The sequence below is a fragment of the Pseudomonas sp. LG1D9 genome (assembly GCF_002949995.1).
GTDB classification, from domain to species: domain Bacteria; phylum Pseudomonadota; class Gammaproteobacteria; order Pseudomonadales; family Pseudomonadaceae; genus Aquipseudomonas; species Aquipseudomonas proteolytica.
This window is the reverse complement of sequence record NZ_CP026881.1, coordinates 1,731,412-1,750,920: the sequence shown is the minus strand read 5'-3', so window position 1 is coordinate 1,750,920 and position 19,509 is coordinate 1,731,412. Positions and strand designations below refer to the sequence as shown.

Sequence of the window (19,509 nt, the reverse complement as noted above, 5' to 3'; positions counted from 1 at the left end):
GGGGGGAGGAACCTTCTGAGTGGACTGCGACGCGGGCGGCGTCATCACTCAGAACTGGCCGTAAATGTTACGTTTTTTTCAAAGGGAATACATTCAGTGTTTTCAGGGGGCTCGTGCTAGTTGCGTTTAAAAAAGGCCTTGTCTGACTGCGGTAAATACGGCGGCAATCTTGTTGGTGACGCCCAGTTTTTTCATCGAACTGCTGATATGAAAGCCGACGGTGCGTTCTGACAGGCACAGAATCGTCGCAATATCGGCAGCTGTCTTGCCCATGGCTGACCATTGCAGAATCTCGGTCTCACGGCTGGTAAGTTTGTTGGGCCTTTGGAAAAACGGCTCCTTGACATAGGACTGGACGGCAACGGTATGCAGTGCATGGCATATCCACAGGACCTGGCCGGCTTTTTCGTAAAGCTCATGGGCTTTCACCGCACCCTTGCTGCGGCCCAGGATAATCATGCTGAAAAGACCACGGAAGTCATGCACTGACTGGGCCCAGCCATGGTTCAAGCCATGGGCTTGTGCGTGAACCCACATGTCCGGCACTGCAGCGAAGGTTTTTTCGTCCCAGACGATCGGCAAGACATCGCGTTTGCAATGGCCGACCAAGGGATCCATTTCGAAGTAATTCTCTGCCTTGTAGATGTTGTTCCATTCATCTGGATAGTTGTTGAGGCGAACGTTCTTATTGGGGCGGTAAAGAGCATTGGAACCCATCACATAACCACAGTACTCAAAACCCAGCTCATAGGTAATGTTCAGAGCCGCCTCGAACATCGTATTCACCTCATCCTCGCCCTCTAGCTTGGGTAGACGTGTGTTGCGCCATTTGACCATCGGTAACTCTCCATGAGTCGCACACTGACACTTCGTAACGCGGGTCCCCATACCGGTATCGATCGAGTGTAGGACAGCTTCTAAAGTGGGCATGGGAATTTTCGTACTTAGCGCCATGCTTTTTAGTCGGATTGCGAGATGAGCAACAAACTACGTTTTCTTGCGATAGACGATTTTCCTTCTCTTAGAGAGGGTTAGCCGCTTGCCTTTAAACGCGCGCTCAACAGTGGCTGTTTAGATGTGCAGTCAAGGGGCCTGGTTAATCGCGAAATAGTTTGGTTTGCGCAATTAGAGCTATTACTCAAGTACCGTTACAGCAGTGATACATGCCGGTTGTCGCCGGCTGGGCGGATGTCACTACAAACCAACGGTGTTTGCCGGCGCCACTTTGGGCGACACTAGGGGTTACCTGTCGCCCGGAGCCCGCTATGACGGCCAGTGCTGAAAAATTCACCCGCCAGACCCTGATCGATGTGCAGTCATTGACCCCCAGTCTGTTTACCCTGCGGACCACCCGCGACCCGGGGTTTCGTTTCGTCGCCGGGCAGTTTGTCCGCCTGGGTGTGACCAAACCCGATGGCAGCCTGGTGTGGCGCGCCTACTCGGTGGTGTCGTCGCCCTTCGATGAGTTCCTGGAGTTCTTCTCGATTGTGGTGCCCGGCGGCGAATTCACCAGTGAGTTGAGCCGCTTGCGTGCCGGCGACGAACTGCTGGTGGAGCGCCAAGCCACGGGCTTCCTGACCCTGGACCGGTTTGTCGATGGCCGGGACCTGTGGTTGCTGGGGACCGGCACCGGCATTGCGCCGTTTCTGTCGATCCTGCAGGACTTTGAAGTCTGGGAAAAATTCGAGCGCATCATTCTGGTCTACAGCGCCCGCGAGGCTCGCGAGCTGGCCTACCAGACACTGATCCAGCAGTTGGGCGAGCGTGAGTACCTTAAGGAGTACGCCCATAAACTCACCTACCTGCCCATCGTGACCCGTGAGCAGCACCCGGGCGCATTGAACGGGCGTATCACCACCCTGATCGAAAATGGTGGGCTGGAACGTGCGGCGGGTGTGGCCCTGACGCCAGAGCATTCGCGGGTGATGATTTGCGGCAACCCACAGATGATCGACGACACCCGGCAATTGCTTAAACAGCGCGATATGCAATTGAGCCTGACGCGTCGGCCAGGGCAGGTGGCGGTAGAAAACTACTGGTAGCAAAAAGGCGCCCGATCAGAGGCGCCTTTTTCAGTGGCCGACAGGTGTTGCAGGTCGGCTACAGGGGCTTGTTGTTCTGAGCCTTGAGCAGGTCGCGGATCTCGCCCAGCAGTTCTTCTTCCTTGGTCGGCACCGGCGGCAGGCTTGGCGCGGCGGCTTCTTCACGCTTGAGGCGGTTGATGGCCTTGACGCCCATGAAGATCGCGAACGCGACGATCACGAAGTCAATGATGCTCTGGATGAATTTGCCGTAGGCCAGGACCACTGCTGGGACATCGCCCTGGGCGGCCTTGAGCGTTACCGCCAGATCACCGAAATCCACACCACCGATCAGCAGACCGATCGGAGGCATCACCACGTCGCCTACAAAGGACGAAACAATTTTGCCGAAGGCAGCGCCGATGATAATACCGACCGCCATGTCGACCACATTACCTTTGACCGCGAAGGCCTTGAACTCACTGATCACGCCCATAGGTTATTCCTTGTTACAGTTGAGAGGAGAGGAACTCAGTGTAAGTCAGTCTGCAGTGACTTGCTCGACACAACTGTTAACACTGTTCGTTGTAATCGACACATTAAAACGCAAATAGTTTGCAAAGTGCCACCAATCGCGCGCGAAATACCCGCCATTTCAGTGGTTTACCACACTATTTTCTCAATCGAGTGTGTGTGAGTTTTCTATTTATCTTCTGGCGCCAGGATCACTAGCCTCTGGCATGCACCCTTAAAAAGTGCCTATAAAACCAGAGGAATCCTTGATGAAAAACCTTAATAGTCGCAGGCCTATTGCTGCGCGCAATCTGCTGTTGATTGCCGGTATCAGTCTATTGTCATTGTCGGTCAGTGCCGCCAACTTGACGCGCGATAATGGCGCGGCGGTGGGCGACAACCAGAACTCGCAGACCGCCGGCGCCAACGGCCCGGTGCTGCTGCAGGACGTCCAACTGATCCAGAAGCTGCAACGCTTTGACCGTGAGCGCATCCCTGAACGTGTGGTGCATGCCCGTGGCACTGGTGCCCACGGCACCTTCACCGTCACCGATAACCTCAGCGACCTGACCAAGGCCAAAGTATTTGCCGCAGGTGAGGCCACGCCGGTATTCGTCCGGTTTTCTGCCGTAGTCCACGGCAACCATTCCCCGGAAACCCTGCGCGACCCTCGCGGCTTCGCCACCAAGTTCTATACCGCCGAAGGTAACTGGGACCTGGTAGGTAATAATTTCCCGACGTTCTTTATTCGCGATGCCATCAAGTTCCCGGACATGGTGCATGCGTTCAAACCTGACCCACGCACTAACCTGGATGACGACTCCCGTCGTTTTGACTTCTTCTCCCATGTTCCCGAGTCCACCCGCACACTCACCGAGTTGTATTCGGACTCCGGCACCCCGGCCAGTTACCGCGAGATGGATGGTAATGGCGTACATGCCTACAAGTTGATCAATGCCAAGGGTGAAGTGCACTACGTCAAGTTCCATTGGAAGAGCCTGCAAGGCATCAAGAACCTGGATCCAAAACAAGTTGTCGAGGTCCAGGGCCGTGACTACAGCCATATGACTAACGACCTGGTCACCCATATCAACAAGGGCGACTTCCCCAAGTGGGATCTGTACGTACAAGTGCTCAAGCCGGAAGAACTGGCCAAGTTTGATTTCGATCCTCTGGACGCCACTAAGATCTGGCCCGATGTTCCCCAGCGCAAAGTCGGGCAGATGGTGCTAAACCGCAACCCGGCCAACGTCTTCCAGGAAACCGAGCAAGTGGCCATGGCCCCGGCGAACCTGGTGCCGGGTATCGAGCCGTCGGAAGATCGCCTGCTGCAAGGCCGAGTGTTCTCCTATGCGGATACGCAAATGTACCGCCTGGGCGCCAATGCCCTGCAATTGCCGATCAACGCACCACGGGTCACCGTCAACAACGGTAACCAGGACGGCACGATGAACTTCGGCAAGACCAGCAGCGGCGTGAACTACCAGCCAAGCCGCCTGGAACCGCGGGAAGAGCCGCAAAGTGCGCGCTACAGCCAGATGCCCCTGGCCGGCAGCACCCAGCAGGCGAAGATCCAGCGTGAGCAGAACTTCAAGCAGGCAGGCGACTTGTACCGCTCCTTCAGCAAGAAGGAGCGCCAGGACTTGATCGACAACTTCGGTGGCTCCCTGGCGACCACGGATGACGTCAGCAAGCACATTATCCTGTCGTTCCTGTACAAGGCCGACCCGGAATATGGCACTGGCGTGGCCAAAGTGGCCAAGGGTGATCTGGCGCGGGTCAAGGCATTGGCTGAAAAGCTGAACGACTGATCTTAATACCCACTTCTGTAGGCGCGAGCTTGCTCGAGAAGCTCTCAAAGGCACCGCGTACATTCAGGATTAACGCGGTGCCCTTACTTTTTTCGCGAGCAAGCTCGTTCCTACAGGAGCCTTGGAGGATATCGCTTATGCGTAGCTTTATTGGGGCGCTTTTGGCCTGCTGGTCCTTGAGCGTATTGGCCGACCCGCAGGCCCTCAAGGCGCAATTGCAGGACTACTACTTCGACGCCGCCCGGCGTGGCGATGTGGAGATGCTCAACACCTTTATCGAGTCCGGCTATTCCCTGAACACCGTCGATGACAAGGGCTACACCGCGCTGATCCTGGCCGCCTATCACGGGCAGGGACCGGCCGTGGAGCAACTGCTGGCGGCCGGTGCCGATGCTTGCGTGCAGGACAAACGCGGCAATACGGCGTTGATGGGGGCGATTTTTAAGGGTGAGCTGAGCATTGCCCGGCGTTTGCTGGGCACCGCCTGCAACCCTGACCAACGCAACGGTGCCGGACAGACGGCGGCCATGTACGCCGGGCTGTTCAAGCGCGTGGAACTGCTCGATGCACTCAAGGCCCAGGGCGCCGACCTGAACGCCGAGGACCCGTTGGGCAACAGCGCTACACGATTAGCCAACGGTGAAATCCGTACCGCACCGCCGCGCTGAGCTATCATCGCGGTTTTTCGGTTGGAGGTTCTCAGATGGCAAAGGCCAAGCGCATGTACGGCTGCACGGAGTGCGGCGCGACCTTTCCCAAATGGGCGGGCCAGTGTGGCGAATGCGGGGCGTGGAACACCCTCACTGAAACCATGATCGAAAGTGGCGGCGCCGCAGCGCCCACCGGTCGCGCAGGCTGGACCGGCCAGCAAGCCCAGATCAAGACCCTGGCTGAAGTCAGCGTCGAAGAAATCCCGCGCTTTTCTACTGCTTCCGGCGAGCTTGACCGGGTGCTCGGTGGCGGCCTGGTGGACGGCTCGGTGGTGTTGATCGGCGGCGATCCGGGGATCGGCAAATCGACCATCCTCCTGCAAACCCTGTGCAGCATCGCCAGCCGCATGCCGGCCTTGTATGTCACCGGCGAAGAATCCCAGCAGCAAGTGGCCATGCGCGCCCGTCGCCTGGGCCTGCCCCAGGACCAGTTGCGGGTCATGACCGAGACCTGTATCGAAAGCATCATCGCCACCGCCCGTGTGGAAAAACCCAAGGTGATGGTGATCGACTCGATCCAGACGATCTTCACCGAGCAGCTGCAATCGGCGCCGGGTGGGGTGTCCCAGGTGCGGGAAAGCGCGGCGTTGCTGGTGCGCTATGCCAAGCAAAGCGGTACGGCGATTTTCCTGGTGGGTCATGTCACCAAGGAAGGCGCGTTGGCCGGCCCGCGGGTGCTGGAGCATATGGTCGATACGGTGCTGTATTTCGAGGGCGAGTCCGATGGGCGTCTGCGCCTGTTGCGCGCGGTGAAAAACCGTTTTGGTGCGGTCAACGAGCTGGGGGTGTTCGCCATGACGGACCGGGGGCTCAAAGAAGTCTCCAACCCCTCGGCGATCTTTCTGACCCGCGCCCAGGAAGAAGTACCGGGCAGCGTGGTAATGGCAACGTGGGAGGGCACCCGGCCGATGCTGGTGGAAGTCCAGGCCCTGGTGGACGACAGCCACCTGGCCAACCCGCGCCGCGTGACCCTGGGCCTGGATCAGAACCGCCTGGCGATGCTGCTGGCGGTGCTGCATCGCCACGGCGGGATCCCGACCCATGACCAGGACGTGTTCCTCAACGTGGTCGGCGGTGTAAAGGTGCTGGAAACCGCGTCGGACCTGGCGTTGATGGCGGCGGTGATGTCCAGCCTGCGCAATCGGCCGTTGCCCCATGACCTGCTGGTATTTGGTGAGGTGGGCTTGTCGGGCGAAGTGCGTCCGGTGCCCAGCGGCCAGGAGCGTCTGAAGGAAGCGGCCAAGCATGGCTTCAAGCGTGCCATCGTGCCCAAGGGCAATGCACCGAAGGAGGCGCCACCGGGGTTGCAGGTGATTGCGGTGACGCGTCTGGAACAGGCCCTGGACGCCTTGTTCGAATAACCCAAAACCCTGTAGGTGCTGGCTTGCCAGCGATGACGTCGAATCAGTCGCTACATCCCTGACTGACACGCCGCCATCGCCGGCAAAGGTCAGATGTTCAGCAACTCGCCCAGCTCCCGATGCAACTCCTCCTCATCCCCCAGATTCAGCTCGATCAACCTGCGCAAATGGCTGATCGAGTCTAGATCGATATGCTCACAGACAAACCCCAGTTGCCCCTGGTCATCATGGGTCAGCCGCACCTGCATGCTGACGTCGGTCCGGGCGTCCAGGTGAATGTCCACGTCAAACGGCTCATCACCCTTGGCCAACCACGGCGCGGGCTTTTGCACCAGCAGCCCCTTGAGCGATAAATCCACCAGTTGCACCGGCCATTGCTGGCCGTTCTGCTTGAGTTCGGTCCTGGCATCGAAGGCAATCCGCCGAAAACGGCGGCGATCTGACGGCTGGTCGCTCATGGTGAAACCCTCTGTAGGTACAGGGATTGTAGCCTTGCGCCATTATCGGGCATTTATTTCTGTTTTTTTCGCCCCGGCAAGGCTCTAGACCAACGTAGGGGGCTGGTCTTTAGGGCACAGCGCGCTAAACTCCGGATGGCTGTCTTTCTGTCCAACCTGGCTGGAATAAAAAAATGAAAAATAATAATAGCCTGCTCCGCCATCTACCCTGGCTGTTGCTGGCAATCGTAGGAGCGTGCGCCCTGGGCGTAGTGGCTTTGCGTCGCGGCGAGGCGATCAACGCCTTGTGGATTGTAGTCGCGGCAGTCGCCATCTATCTGGTGGCTTATCGTTACTACAGCCTGTTCATTGCAAATAATGTGATGCAACTCGATCCACGGCGGGCCACCCCCGCAGTGATCAACAACGACGGTCTGGACTATGTGCCGACCAACAAACATATCCTGTTCGGTCACCACTTCGCCGCCATTGCCGGTGCAGGGCCTTTGGTCGGCCCGGTCTTGGCCGCGCAGATGGGCTACCTGCCAGGTACCCTGTGGCTGATTGCCGGCGTGGTGCTGGCGGGTGCGGTGCAGGACTTCATGATCCTGTTCCTGTCCACCCGTCGCAACGGCCGCTCCCTGGGGGATATGGTTCGCGAAGAGATGGGCCGCATTCCCGGGACCATCGCGCTGTTTGGCTGCTTCCTGATCATGATCATCATCCTCGCGGTGTTGTCGCTGATCGTGGTCAAGGCCCTGGCCGAAAGCCCGTGGGGCATCTTCACGGTGATGGCGACCATCCCGATTGCGATGTTCATGGGCGTGTACATGCGCTACATCCGGCCGGGCCGCATTGGCGAGATCTCGATCATCGGCGTGCTGTTGCTGCTGGGTTCGATCTGGCTGGGCGGGCAGATTGCCGCTGATCCGGTCTGGGCCAAGGCCTTCACCTTCACCGGGATCCAGATCACCTGGATGCTGGTCGGCTACGGCTTCGTGGCGGCGGTATTGCCGGTGTGGCTGATCCTGGCTCCCCGTGACTACCTGTCGACGTTCCTGAAAATCGGCACGATCATCGCCCTGGCGATCGGCATTCTGGTCACCATGCCTGACCTGAAAATGCCTGCGCTGACCCAGTTTATCGATGGCACTGGCCCGGTGTGGAAGGGCGGCCTGTTCCCGTTCCTGTTCATCACCATCGCCTGTGGTGCGGTGTCCGGCTTCCATGCGCTGATCTCCTCGGGCACCACGCCCAAGTTGTTGGCCAATGAGGCCCACTCGCGCTACATCGGCTATGGCGGCATGTTGATGGAGTCGTTCGTCGCCATCATGGCCATGGTTGCCGCTTCGGTGATCGAGCCAGGCGTGTACTTCGCCATGAACAGCCCTGCGGCGATTGTCGGCACTGATGTGGTGACCGTTGCCCAGACCGTCAGCAGCTGGGGCTTTGCAATTACCCCGGAAGCGCTGCAGGCAGTGGCCAACGATATCGGTGAAACCACCATCCTGGCCCGTGCCGGCGGTGCGCCAACCCTGGCGGTCGGTATCGCGCAGATCCTGCACAGTGTCCTGCCGGGTGAAAACACCATGGCATTCTGGTACCACTTTGCGATCCTGTTCGAAGCGCTGTTCATCCTGACTGCAGTTGACGCCGGTACCCGTGCCGGTCGCTTCATGCTCCAGGACCTGCTCGGCTCCTTCGTCCCGGCGCTCAAGCGCACCGAGTCCTGGACCGCCAACCTGATCGCGACCGCAGGCTGTGTGGCGATGTGGGGTTACTTGCTGTACCAAGGCGTGATCGATCCGCTGGGTGGCATCAACACCTTGTGGCCGCTGTTCGGCATCTCCAACCAGATGCTGGCCGGTATCGCGCTGATGCTCGCCACTGTTGTGCTGATCAAAATGAAGCGCCAGCGCTACATCTGGGTCACGCTGCTGCCGGCTGTCTGGCTGCTGATCTGCACCACCACCGCAGGCTTTATCAAGCTGTTCGACGCCAACCCGGCAATCGGCTTCCTGTCGCTGGCCAAGAAGTACAGCGATGCGTTGGCCAACGGCCAGATCCTTGCCCCGGCGAAGAACATCGACCAGATGCAGCACGTGATCTGGAACGCCTACACCAACGCGACGCTGACGGTACTGTTCCTGTTCGTGGTCTTCAGCATCTTGTTCTATGCGATCAAAGTCGGCGTAGCCGCCTGGGGTACCAAGGAACGTACGGATAAAGAAGCGCCATTCCAAGCCATGCCGGACGCGTGATAGAGGGTTGCAAACATGTTCAATGACATTGGTCGCCTCGGTAAATACCTCGGTCAGGCCGCGCGCCTGATGGTCGGCATGCCCGACTACGACACCTACGTCGAGCATATGCAAACCAAGCACCCGGACAAGCCGATGATGGACTACAAGGCGTTCTTCCGGGAACGCCAGGAAGCCCGTTACGGCGGCAAGGGCGGGCCCAAGTGCTGTTGAACCCATAGGCTTGGGCCTATGTGATCCCTTGTGGGAGCGGGCTTGCCCGCGATGGCGGACTGTCAGTCAGCAGCGATGTTGAATGTGAGATCGCAATCGCGGGCAAGCCCGCTCCCACATTTGTTTTAAGTTTCCTCAAGGAGAATATTTTTGTCCTCTCCCATCCCCGTCACCGTCCTCAGCGGCTTCCTCGGCGCTGGCAAGACCACCTTGTTGCGTCATCTGCTCAAGGCCGAACACGGCTTGAAAATCGCCGTGATCGAAAACGAATTCAGCGACGCCGGTATCGACACCCAGTTGCTGGGCGATGAGCCGGTGCAAGTCATGACCCTGTCCAACGGCTGCGTGTGCTGCACCATCCACACCGACCTGACCAAAGCCCTGTACCTGCTGCTCGAACGCCTGGACAGCGGCGAGATCGCCTTCGACCGCCTGGTGATCGAGTGCACCGGCCTGGCCGACCCGGCGCCGGTGGCCCAGACTTTTTTCATCGATGAAGAACTGCGCGAGCGTTACATCCTCGACGGCATCATCACCCTGGTGGACGCGGCCCACGCCGAACACCACCTGAGCCAGACCATCGCCCAGGCGCAGATCGGCTTTGCCGACCGCCTGTTGGTGAGCAAGCGTGACCTGGTGGACGACGCCAGCTTCGACGCCCTCTGCGAGCGCCTGACCCGCATCAACCGCCGTGCGCCGATCCGGGTGGTGGAGCACGGCAAGATTGACCTCGCCGAGTTGCTGGACGTGCGTGGCTTCAACCTCAACGCCGGCATGACCTTGCGCCCGGTCAGCCAGGCACCGTCCATCGACCGTATCTCCAGCCTGGTATTGCGCACCGACCAGCCGCTGGATATCGACCGCCTCAGTGAGTTCATGAACGAGCTGCTGGAGGAGCACGGCAAGCAACTGCTGCGCTACAAGGGCGTGCTGAACATCGCCGGGGAAGACCGGCGCATGGTGTTCCAGGGCGTGCTCAAGCTCTACGGTTTCGATTGGGATACCGAATGGGCCGAGGGCGAGGCGCGGGAGAGTGTGATTGTGTTTATTGCCGACGAATTGCCCGAAGAGAAGATTCGCGCGGGCTTCCAGCGGGTCTACCAACCCTGACCTGAAATACAGTCAAAAATGTGGGAGCGGGCTTGCTCGCGAAGGCGACCTGTCAGTTGATGCATGTGCCGACTGATACACTGCCTTCGCGAGCAAGCCCGCTCCCACCTTTTGATCTGCATTCCAAACTCAAATCGGCATAAAAAAGCCCGGCTCAAGAGCCGGGCTTTTCATTCAAGCAACTGCAATCAAGCGCCGTACACCGGCAGCTTCTTGCAGATGGCCTTGACCTTCTCACGTACCGCGTCGATCACGGTTTCGTTGGACAGGTCTGCCAGGATGTCGCAGATCCAGCCAGCCAGTTCCTTGCACTCTGCTTCCTTGAAGCCACGAGTGGTCACGGCCGGGGTGCCGAAGCGCAGGCCCGAGGTGACGAACGGCGAACGTGGGTCGTTCGGTACCGAGTTCTTGTTCACGGTGATGAAGGCTTTGCCCAGGGCAGCGTCAGCATCTTTACCGGAGATGTCCTGCTTGATCAGCGACAGCAGGAACAGGTGGTTTTCAGTACCGCCGGAAACCACGTCAAAACCGCGCTCGATGAACACACTGGCCATGGCCTGGGCGTTTTTCACCACTTGTTGCTGGTAAGTCTTGAACTCAGGCTGCAACGCTTCCTTGAAGCAGATCGCTTTAGCGGCGATCACGTGCTCCAGCGGGCCACCCTGGGCGCCCGGGAATACCGCGGAGTTGAGCTTCTTCTCGATCTCGGCGTTGGCGCGCGCCAGGATCAGGCCACCACGTGGACCGCGCAGGGTCTTGTGGGTCGTGGTGGTCACGACGTCAGCGTAAGGCACTGGGTTCGGGTAGACGCCAGCGGCGACCAGACCGGCCACGTGGGCCATGTCGACGAACAGGTAGGCGCCAACCTTGTCGGCGATTTCACGGAAGCGTGGGAAGTCGAGGATCTGCGAGTAGGCAGAGAAACCGGCCACGATCATTTTTGGCTTGTGCTCGACCGCCAGGCGCTCGACTTCGTCGTAGTCGATCAGGCCATTGCCGTCGATGCCGTACTGCACAGCGTTGTACAGCTTGCCGGAGGACGAAACGCTGGCGCCGTGGGTCAGGTGACCGCCGTGGGCCAGGCTCATGCCCAGGATGGTGTCGCCGCCTTGCAGCAGGGCCAGGTAAACGGCCGCGTTGGCTTGGGAGCCGGCGTGTGGCTGGACGTTGGCGTAATCGGCGCCGAACAGTTCCTTGGCACGGTCGATGGCCAGTTGCTCAACCACGTCGACGAACTCGCAACCGCCGTAGTAGCGCTTGCCTGGGTAGCCTTCGGCGTACTTGTTGGTCAGAACCGAACCTTGAGCCTCCATCACCGCAGGGCTGGTGTAGTTTTCCGAAGCGATCAGCTCAATGTGCTCTTCTTGGCGCACAGCTTCTTGCTCCATGGCGGCAAAGAGATCGGCGTCGTACTTGGCAATAGTCAAATCACGGCTGAACATGGCGGTCCTCAAGGATCGGGGGCAGAAAAGAGGGGCATTCTAACCCAATGGGTTTTAGATGGCATATGAAAGGACATCATGTCGCGGACAAGTGGCGCTCATCCAGAGATGGATGGCGTATTTGAGGGCTCCTTCGCGAGCAAGCCCGCTCCCACATTTTGATTTGCGAACACATTCAAATGTGGGAGCGGGCTTGCTCGCGAAGAGGCCATCAGCCTCACCGCAAAACTTCAGTCAAACATGAACAGCGCATCATTACAGAACTGCGCCTCAAACCGATTGGCCGGCATCGGCCGCCCAAACAGATAGCCCTGTACCTCGTCACAGCCATGCTCGCGCAGGAAGTCCAGTTGCTCATGGGTTTCCACGCCTTCGGCGATCACCGCCAGGTTCAGGCTGTGGGCCATGGCGATGATTGCGCGGGCGATCTGCGCGTCCTGCTCGCCGGACGGCAGGCCGTCGACGAAGGTGCGGTCGATCTTGAGCACGTCGATGGGGAATTGCTTGAGGTAGTTGAGCGATGAGTAACCGGTGCCGAAGTCGTCCACCGCGATGCTCAGGCCAAGGTTTTTCAGGCTGGCAAGGATCTGCAGGGCCTCGTTGACCTCGCGCATCAGGATACTTTCGGTCAGCTCCAGTTCCAGGCACGCCGGCGGCAGCCCGGTTTCCTTGAGGATGGTAGCGATCCGCGTACCCAACTGCCCGTCCGAGAACTGCCGGGCCGAAATGTTCACCGAAACCTTGGGTACCCGCACCTTGTTCTGGTGCCAGGTCTTGAGTTGGCGGCAGGCCTCGTCGATCACCCAGTCGCCCACATCCACCACCAGGCCCAATTCTTCCAGTACCGGGATGAAATCCCCCGGCGGCACCAGCCCGCGCCGTGGGTGGCGCCAGCGCAGCAGGGCTTCGGCGCCGGTCAAGCGTTTGCCATCGCCACTGAACTGCGGTTGGTAGTACAGCACGAATTCGTTCTGGTCCAAGGCATGGCGCAGGTCGCTCTCCAGTTCCAGGCGCTCCAGGGCGCTGGCGTTCATGTCGGCCTGGTAGAACTGGAAGTTGTTCTTGCCGCGCTCCTTGGCGTGGTACATCGCCGTGTCGGCGTTTTTCATCAGTTGGCTCAATTCGTTGCCGTCCTGAGGGCTCAGGGCGATACCGATGCTGGCGGTGACAAAAAACTCGCGGCCTTCGAGCACAAACGGCTTCACCAGGCTGGCGAGGATCTGCTCGGCCACATGAATAGCCCGGTTCAGCGCCATTTCGCGGCTGACCCGCGGTTGCAGGAGCAAGGTGAACTCGTCACCGCCCATGCGCGCCACGGTGTCGTCTTCGGCCACACAGCCGAGCAGGCGGGTGGCCATTTCCTTGAGCATGCGATCGCCGGCGGCGTGCCCCAGGGAGTCGTTGATCGGCTTGAAACGGTCGAGGTCGAGGAACATCAGCACCACCCACGACTTCTGCCGTTCGGCCGACTGCAACGCGGTGTGCAGGCGATCCTGGAACAGGGTGCGGTTGGGCAGGTGGGTCAGGGCGTCGTAGTAGGCCAGGCGGTGGATGCGTTGTTCGCTGGCCTTGCGCTCGCTGATATCACTGAAGAAGCACACATAACTGGCCAGGTCGCCTTCATCATCGAGTACTGCGGTAATGCCGACCCAGGCCGGGTAATGTTCGCCGCTGCGGCGCTTGAGCCACACTTCGCCTTCCCAGGTGCTGTGCTGGTGCAACTGCTTGAGCACGTAGCGCAGGTGCGCTTCCTGCTGTTCGTCGACGGTGAGCATGTTCGGCAACTGGTCGAGGACGTCGGCCACCGCATAACCGCTGACCCGGCTGAACGCTTCGTTGGCCTGCACGATGTAGCCGGCCGGGTCGGTGATCAGGATTGCCGAGGTGGAATGCTCGAATACCGTGGCCGCCATGCGCAGGTCTTTCTCGGCGCGGCGTTGCTGGCTGATATCGCGACCCACGCCGAGGATGCCTTCGAACGCGCCGTGCTCGTCCCACACCAGCACCAGGCGCAGCTCGATCGGCACCTTGCGCCCATCGGCCCGCAGGCAGTCGAACAGGAACAGTTGGGTCTGCACGTCATCGCGCAGCAGGGCCAGGGCTTCGGGCTGGTCGAGGGAGCGGCTGACACGTTCTACCAGGGTGTAGATGCCGGTCAGTTGTTGCGGGTTGGCGATGGTCGATTGCCAGCCGTTCTTGAAGATCCAGTCGACTTCATAGCCCAGCACTGCATTCACCGACGGGCTGACATAGTTGAGGGCCAGCTTGCTGTCGGTGGAGAAAATCACGTCGCTGATGCTTTCGGCCAACATCCGGTAGCGCTGCTCGCTGTCGCGCAGGGACTCGCTGGCTTCGATCTGGTCGGTGATGTCCTTGGCCACGCCGATGATCCGCGTGACCTGGTCGGTCTTGTCCCGGGCCAGGGCCTGTTCGCGGATCTCGAAGCGCCGCCACTGGTTGTTGCGGTGCCTAAAGCGCAGCTGGCACTGCAACTGTGCCAGGTACCCGGCGGCGCGCTGTTGCTGGCGCAGTTCGTGGTAGTACTCGGCGTCTTCGGGGTGCAACAGGATCTCCCAGAAGTACTCGCCCATCTGTTGCAGTTCGTGCCGGTTGTAGCCCAGGGTATGGCCCAGGTGGTGGTTGCTGAAGATCATCCGCTGGCTGATCACATCCTGCACATACAGGTGATCCGGCACGGTACGCACCACGTCCGACCAGAACCCTTCGCGCTCCACCAGCGACAGTTCGATCAGTTTGCGGCTGGTGATATCGCTGATGCTGAGGATCACTGCCTTATAGTCGTGCTGTGCTTCCGGCAGGCGCATCACCAGCCACAGGTACTGGTCGTTGCCGTCGATGTCGCTGAGTTGAATCTCCAGCTCCAGCTGTTTTTGCTGGGTCAGCACGGCTTCCAGCACTTGGTAGCCAATGGCGCTGGTGTTCAGCGCGCAACCGTCGATCAAACGGTCCCAGGCCTGTTCGCAGGACGCCACATTCAGCAGGCGCACCGCCACCTGGTTGACTTCAGTGATACGCAGTTCCTTGAGCAGATGCTGGCGTTGCTCGGGGCTGTTTTGCAGCCAGTCCTGCAACTGCTCGCGGGTGTGCAACTGGGCCTTGTCGAAGAACCCCCGCAGGCCCGACAGGTCGAGCACGCACAAGGCCACGCCGGTGCCGTCGAAGATATCCTGATAGCGGCGCCGGCCTTCGTTGACCTGGCGCTGGCGGCGGCGCATGTTCAGCAGCACTAGCACCGGGATCAGCGAAAAGGCCAGGCCCAGCAGGCACTTGCCGATAAACGCCGGCAGCAGTTGCTCCAGCACGGCGGCGCGGTCGAACAGGCCGCGCAGTTGCCAGTCGCTTTTGCTCAAGGGGGTGACCAGTACGGTTTTATTCAGTTCTTCCGGGGTCAGCCCGGACGACCATTGGCTGGGCATGCCGCTGTCGCGACTGACAATCCGATGGTTCAACTGGTTTTCAATCGCCCACATCGGGCGCGGCCCCTGGCCGTCCTGGCGCGTCAGGTTGGCCAGGTAATTGGGGGCCAGGCGCAACGCCCAGTACATTTTTGCGCCGCCACTGGGTTGGTGCAGCAGCAAGTAGATGACGGAGCCGTCGCTGTTGTTGCTCAGGTAATAGGACTGGGCATGGCTGCGCTTGACCAGTTCTTCGAGCCAGGCACCGTCCTGGCTGTTGTCGGCGGTGTCACTGATGATCGCGCCGCTGGGGGCGAGCAGGGCGACGCTGCGTAGTTCCGGCAGCGAGCGTTGCAAGCTGCGCACCAAGGCCTGGTGCTGTTCTTCGTTGCGTGGGGGCTCGACAATCGGCAGCAGGTTGAGGGCGATTTGCGCGCTCAGGGCCATGTTCAGGCTGATCTGTTCGGCCAGGTCGGCGCTGTAATTGATGGTGTATTGCTGCTGGTTCTTCTGGTTTTGCTGCAATTGGTCCAGCAGTTGCCAGAACAATAGCGCGAGCAGCAACAGGACCAGCGTCGCCAACGCGCCCTTGAGGGTTCCGTGCAGGGGGGCGCCCGGCGCAATATGGGCTGCGCGCAACGGGCTTGGCTTTGTTACGTTGGTCAAGCTGTGATCCTGCGGTTTGGCTGTACTGGCGCGCGACGTGCACTATAAGCCGGACGCCCGAAGGGCGGCTAGCATGCCTTGAGTTGTGGCAAAGTGCCAGCGCCGCCTGGCAGGACTATAAGGCCGGGCCGGTACGGATCAACGCATCCGCCAGTTTGAATAGAATTGCCAGTGCAAAGCAACTAATAACCACAGACGCCGTGCGGTTTATGTTTTGCGGGGTCAACCAGGCATGCCCGCTGCGCTTGATACGCGCACCGAAGAGCACCCAGGCGCAGCCTACCGGGATCACTACCGCGGTGAATTGCATGACGAACTGCCCATACAAGGCGGTATCGGCAAAGGTTTGCACGGGCACGATGAACGACACCACCAGCAAGCCCTTGGGGTTGATCAGCGTCAGCAAAAAGAATTGCCGGCGCGATACCCGCGCGCCCGGTATAGCGGGCAGGCCGACGGTGGGCTCGCGCCACAGGCAGTACGAGGTCTTGGCCAGGTAACAGATCGAGACAAACTGCATCACTTTCAGGCACCAGGGCGCGCTGGCACCCATATGGCTGAGCAGGTAGCCCCAAAATGAAATCTGCAGCAGGTAAGCCAGGCATTCCAACAAGCTCAAGGTCCAGGCCCGCTTGAAACCAGAAAGCACCCCAGAGCGCAATAACAGGGTATTGGTCGGCCCCGGCATTAATAGCAGCAACCCAAGTGCAGACATGACGTTGAGCATGAAGGCTGTCTCCCAGGACAGTCAGGGGGTAGGGCGGTTAGTCCAGCAGGTAGATTTCGACACGCTCTTTTTGCGCCCCGATGTTATTGCGCTTGAGGCGGATCTTGCCGATTTCGCCAGTGGTGTTCAGGTGCGTACCGCCACAGGGCACTTGGGAAAACCCGTCGATGTGCCAGCAGCGGCGCAAGCGCGCGGTGTCGGTGAAGCGGCTTTCAATGGGCAGATCGGCCGCGACCAGCGTTTCGACTTCCTGCAGGATTTCGGGAAAGTACTGGCTGACATTCTCTGCCAGGGTAAAGTCGATCCGCGCCTTGGTCTGGCCTATGTGGGCGCCGATTTTCTGCAGGTCGGGGAATTTCTTGTAGAACAGTTCCAGCACGATTTCCGCGGCGAAGTGTAACCGCATCAATGCGTAGCGCCGAGGCCAGTCGATCGTTACGTTGACCTGGTCGCCAACGGCAAAGTCCGGGTCCTGGGCCAGGGCATAGATGATCCGCTCACCTGCCACCGTGGCCTGGCTGACCTCAATGCGGTTGATCGTACCGTGATCAGACTCCTGGCCGCCCGACTCGGCAAAAAAAATCGTCGGGCTGATCTCCACGTTACGCCCCTCGATACTCAGCACACGAGCGTCCAGGGTCGAAAGGTAAGGGGTGCTCCAGAATGCGCGTTCCATATGACTTAGCTGCCTTGTTCACTGAGGGCGGTTAAAAAAAACGAGTAAAAGCGTGGAAAGTCGTCTTCGAAAAAAAAGTGCCCGCCTGGTACGCACTGGCTCTGAAAGGTGGCACTGGTGTAGCAACCCCACTCGTCGAGGCGATGGGGGTCGATCAACGGGTCGTCATAGCCATTGAGGGTATGCAGGGGGACCGGCAAGGGTCGCAGGAAGCGGTAGGTCAGTTGTTGGTTGAGCGCCAGGTCGGCCTTGAGTTTCTTCACGGCGGTACGGGCGAAACTGCACGCAGGGTCCGGTGGCAACGGCAGGGTGCTTTGCGCTCGGATGTGCGCCCATAGCTGCTGATCGTTCATCGCTCCCAGTAACGGGGAATAGCCGGTATGGGGCGGCATGCGCCCGGAAAGAAGCAGGTGGGTGGGTAAAGGGTGGCCCCGTTCGGCCAGGGCATGGGCGATATCCAGTGCCAGGCCGGCGCCGAAGCTGTGGCCATAGAAGGCAAACGGAAGTGTCAGCGCTTGCAGCTCGGTGACTATGGCATTGATCATTTGCTCGACACTGAGCGCTGGCGCCTCCTGGATACGTTCCTCACGTCCAGGCAGCCTGACCCCCCAGGCCGCGATGTCGATGCTGTGTAAGGCGTTCAACCCGAGGAACGGCGCCATGCCTCCACCGCCATAGGGGAAGCACAGCAATATGCGTCGCTGGACGGCGGCGTGCCCTGTGTGGAACGGTGCGAGCCAGCGGGGCTGCGCCAGGGTTGTGTGGTTCATGGCGTCCCTCTCATCCAGTGATCTCGAACAGGCCTACCGCCGGATGAAACATGTGTGACGTCGTCAGTGAACGGTGTTCTGGTGTGGCGGGATAGGGGATCGTCATGGCATTGGTCACGGTCACCCCCCCGATTTTTGCCAGTGACGCCTGGGTGGTGTGCAGGTCACCGACCTTGAAGGCCACGTGATAGATACACGCCTCCACGTCCACCAGCAGCCGGCTGACCACGCTGTCGGCGCGAAAGGGTTCGACCACTTCGACGATCTCACCCGCCGGAGAACGCAATTTGGTGATGAATACGCCAAAGGTCTCGATCGGTTGCCGATGAAACAGCACCTCGAACCCCAGGGTCTTGAAGAACGCTGAGGTTTTTTCCGTGGATCGGGTGGCGTAGGCGATATGGTCGATCGCCAGGTACGAGGGCTGTTCCATGGGCGATCCTTGTCAACTGGCCAGAGGCTTGAGGTCCAGGCCACTGAGGCTCCTGTTCGCCACGCGGTTTTGCTGGTCGGTACAGGTCCCGGCAACTTGCACCACGCCGAATTTGTCCAGGCGATACTCGCCCCCAAACTCTTTCACATAGTCGGTGCCGGGGTAGACCTTCACCCGCCCTGGAACATAGCGCGCCACATACCCCAGGCGGGTTTTGTCCGACGTCGAGTTGGGCAGCGAGGAGTGCATCAGCATCGAGCGGAAGATCACAAACTGCCCGGCTTTCATCACGATCGGCACCGCTGCGGCTTCGTCCGGTTGCCAGGATTTGTCTTTTTGCAGGGTGCTGTAGTCGTAGCCGTTGAAGCCGCGGGCGTATTGGCCCTTGACCACATCTTTATTGGCGACCGGGTCGAACGTCATGCCGATGGACTCGTCGTAGTTCATTTTTTTGTGGGTGCCTGGAATAAACAGCATGCAGCCGTTTTCCGGGGTGGCGTCGGTAAAACCGGTCCACACGTTGATGGCGCCGCCGAATGCTTCATCCTCGGGCCAGACCAGTTGGGGTTCCCCGGAGGCATGGCCGAACGTGTCCGCCTGGTGCCAATCGGTGCCTTCATTGCCGGGATATTTGGGAATGAACTCGCTGCGCCAGCAGATTACGTCCGGGCCCAGGATGCTTTTGAGGCGGTGCACGATCTCTTTGCGAAAGACATGACGGGTCAGCAATTCAACGTCCAGGTGCCGGTCGTAATTGGTGATCGCCACATCCAGGGGCGCGTCATAGGGCGCGTGCGTACGGTTGAACAATTGCGCCCGTACGGTTTTATGCAGTTGCATCATTTCTTCAGGCTCGTAGAGCGTGAAGGGCCCGATAAAGCCGTCCCGGTCGAATTGCTGATGCTCCTGTTCCGTCAACGAAAAGTCAGTGATATCCATGTC

The 19,509-nt window shown here is 59.7% G+C and carries 17 protein-coding genes; 7 read left to right on the top strand and 10 right to left on the bottom strand.

Annotation, left to right across the window (positions count from 1 at the left end):
- Positions 1 to 126 precede the first annotated feature (126 nt).
- On the bottom strand, positions 127 to 837 hold the full coding sequence (locus C5F71_RS08380; protein WP_092230549.1) for a LuxR family transcriptional regulator: 711 nt from the start codon (positions 835 to 837) through the stop codon (positions 127 to 129).
- A gap of 428 nt (positions 838 to 1,265) precedes the next feature.
- Between C5F71_RS08380 and C5F71_RS08375 the strand changes: the two genes are divergently transcribed.
- On the top strand, positions 1,266 to 2,042 hold the full coding sequence (locus C5F71_RS08375; RefSeq protein ID WP_104910951.1) for a ferredoxin--NADP reductase: 777 nt from the start codon (positions 1,266 to 1,268) through the stop codon (positions 2,040 to 2,042).
- A gap of 58 nt (positions 2,043 to 2,100) precedes the next feature.
- On the opposite strand, the gene mscL is transcribed toward C5F71_RS08375, so the two are convergent.
- A complete protein-coding gene (gene mscL / locus C5F71_RS08370) occupies positions 2,101 to 2,517 on the bottom strand; it encodes a large-conductance mechanosensitive channel protein MscL (RefSeq protein ID WP_076963559.1) in 417 nt (138 codons plus the stop codon).
- A 286-nt stretch (positions 2,518 to 2,803) separates the two neighbouring features.
- On the opposite strand from mscL, the gene C5F71_RS08365 reads away from it, so the two are divergent.
- The 3 genes from C5F71_RS08365 to radA all read left to right on the top strand — a co-directional run bounded on the left by C5F71_RS08365 (position 2,804) and on the right by radA (position 6,416).
- Complete coding sequence (locus C5F71_RS08365) at positions 2,804 to 4,345, top strand: catalase (protein WP_092230543.1); 1,542 nt, start codon at positions 2,804 to 2,806, stop codon at positions 4,343 to 4,345.
- Between the two features lie 137 nt (positions 4,346 to 4,482).
- On the top strand, positions 4,483 to 5,013 hold the full coding sequence (locus tag C5F71_RS08360) for an ankyrin repeat domain-containing protein (protein ID WP_029292128.1): 531 nt from the start codon (positions 4,483 to 4,485) through the stop codon (positions 5,011 to 5,013).
- 35 nt (positions 5,014 to 5,048) lie between these two features.
- Positions 5,049 to 6,416 carry a DNA repair protein RadA gene (gene radA / locus C5F71_RS08355; protein WP_029292126.1) on the top strand — a complete coding sequence of 456 codons (1,368 nt, stop codon included), beginning with the start codon at positions 5,049 to 5,051 and terminating at the stop codon, positions 6,414 to 6,416.
- Between the two features lie 89 nt (positions 6,417 to 6,505).
- On the opposite strand, the gene C5F71_RS08350 is transcribed toward radA, so the two are convergent.
- Complete coding sequence (locus C5F71_RS08350; RefSeq protein WP_104910950.1) at positions 6,506 to 6,874, bottom strand: PilZ domain-containing protein; 369 nt, start codon at positions 6,872 to 6,874, stop codon at positions 6,506 to 6,508.
- Between the two features lie 173 nt (positions 6,875 to 7,047).
- On the opposite strand from C5F71_RS08350, the gene C5F71_RS08345 reads away from it, so the two are divergent.
- From C5F71_RS08345 to yjiA, 3 genes are all read left to right on the top strand, one after another.
- A complete protein-coding gene (locus C5F71_RS08345) occupies positions 7,048 to 9,114 on the top strand; it encodes a carbon starvation CstA family protein (RefSeq protein WP_029292122.1) in 2,067 nt (688 codons plus the stop codon).
- Between the two features lie 15 nt (positions 9,115 to 9,129).
- Positions 9,130 to 9,327 (top strand): YbdD/YjiX family protein, encoded by a 198-nt coding sequence (locus tag C5F71_RS08340; RefSeq protein WP_029292120.1) that lies wholly within the window; start codon positions 9,130 to 9,132, stop codon positions 9,325 to 9,327.
- A gap of 150 nt (positions 9,328 to 9,477) precedes the next feature.
- Positions 9,478 to 10,437, top strand: coding sequence for a GTPase (gene yjiA / locus C5F71_RS08330; RefSeq protein WP_104910949.1), 960 nt, complete (start codon positions 9,478 to 9,480; stop codon positions 10,435 to 10,437).
- A gap of 188 nt (positions 10,438 to 10,625) precedes the next feature.
- Here yjiA and glyA read toward each other — a convergent pair whose 3' ends face one another.
- From glyA to C5F71_RS08295, 7 genes are all read right to left on the bottom strand, one after another.
- Complete coding sequence (gene glyA, locus C5F71_RS08325; RefSeq protein ID WP_104910948.1) at positions 10,626 to 11,879, bottom strand: serine hydroxymethyltransferase; 1,254 nt, start codon at positions 11,877 to 11,879, stop codon at positions 10,626 to 10,628.
- Between the two features lie 230 nt (positions 11,880 to 12,109).
- Positions 12,110 to 15,961 carry a bifunctional diguanylate cyclase/phosphodiesterase gene (locus C5F71_RS08320; RefSeq protein WP_104910947.1) on the bottom strand — a complete coding sequence of 1,284 codons (3,852 nt, stop codon included), beginning with the start codon at positions 15,959 to 15,961 and terminating at the stop codon, positions 12,110 to 12,112.
- Positions 15,962 to 16,076: 115 nt separating this feature from the next.
- Positions 16,077 to 16,688, bottom strand: coding sequence for a LysE family translocator (locus C5F71_RS08315; protein WP_104910946.1), 612 nt, complete (start codon positions 16,686 to 16,688; stop codon positions 16,077 to 16,079).
- 37 nt (positions 16,689 to 16,725) lie between these two features.
- Positions 16,726 to 17,364, bottom strand: a complete 639-nt coding sequence (locus C5F71_RS08310) for an alanyl-tRNA editing protein (RefSeq protein WP_092230529.1) — start codon at positions 17,362 to 17,364, stop codon at positions 16,726 to 16,728.
- A gap of 5 nt (positions 17,365 to 17,369) precedes the next feature.
- The gene (locus C5F71_RS08305) at positions 17,370 to 18,134 is read right to left on the bottom strand and encodes a thioesterase II family protein (RefSeq protein ID WP_092230526.1); all 765 of its coding nucleotides are present in this window, start codon (positions 18,132 to 18,134) and stop codon (positions 17,370 to 17,372) included.
- A gap of 10 nt (positions 18,135 to 18,144) precedes the next feature.
- Complete coding sequence (locus tag C5F71_RS08300; RefSeq protein WP_070994157.1) at positions 18,145 to 18,567, bottom strand: VOC family protein; 423 nt, start codon at positions 18,565 to 18,567, stop codon at positions 18,145 to 18,147.
- 12 nt (positions 18,568 to 18,579) lie between these two features.
- The gene (locus tag C5F71_RS08295) at positions 18,580 to 19,506 is read right to left on the bottom strand and encodes a chlorinating enzyme (RefSeq protein WP_070994156.1); all 927 of its coding nucleotides are present in this window, start codon (positions 19,504 to 19,506) and stop codon (positions 18,580 to 18,582) included.
- Positions 19,507 to 19,509 lie beyond the last annotated feature (3 nt).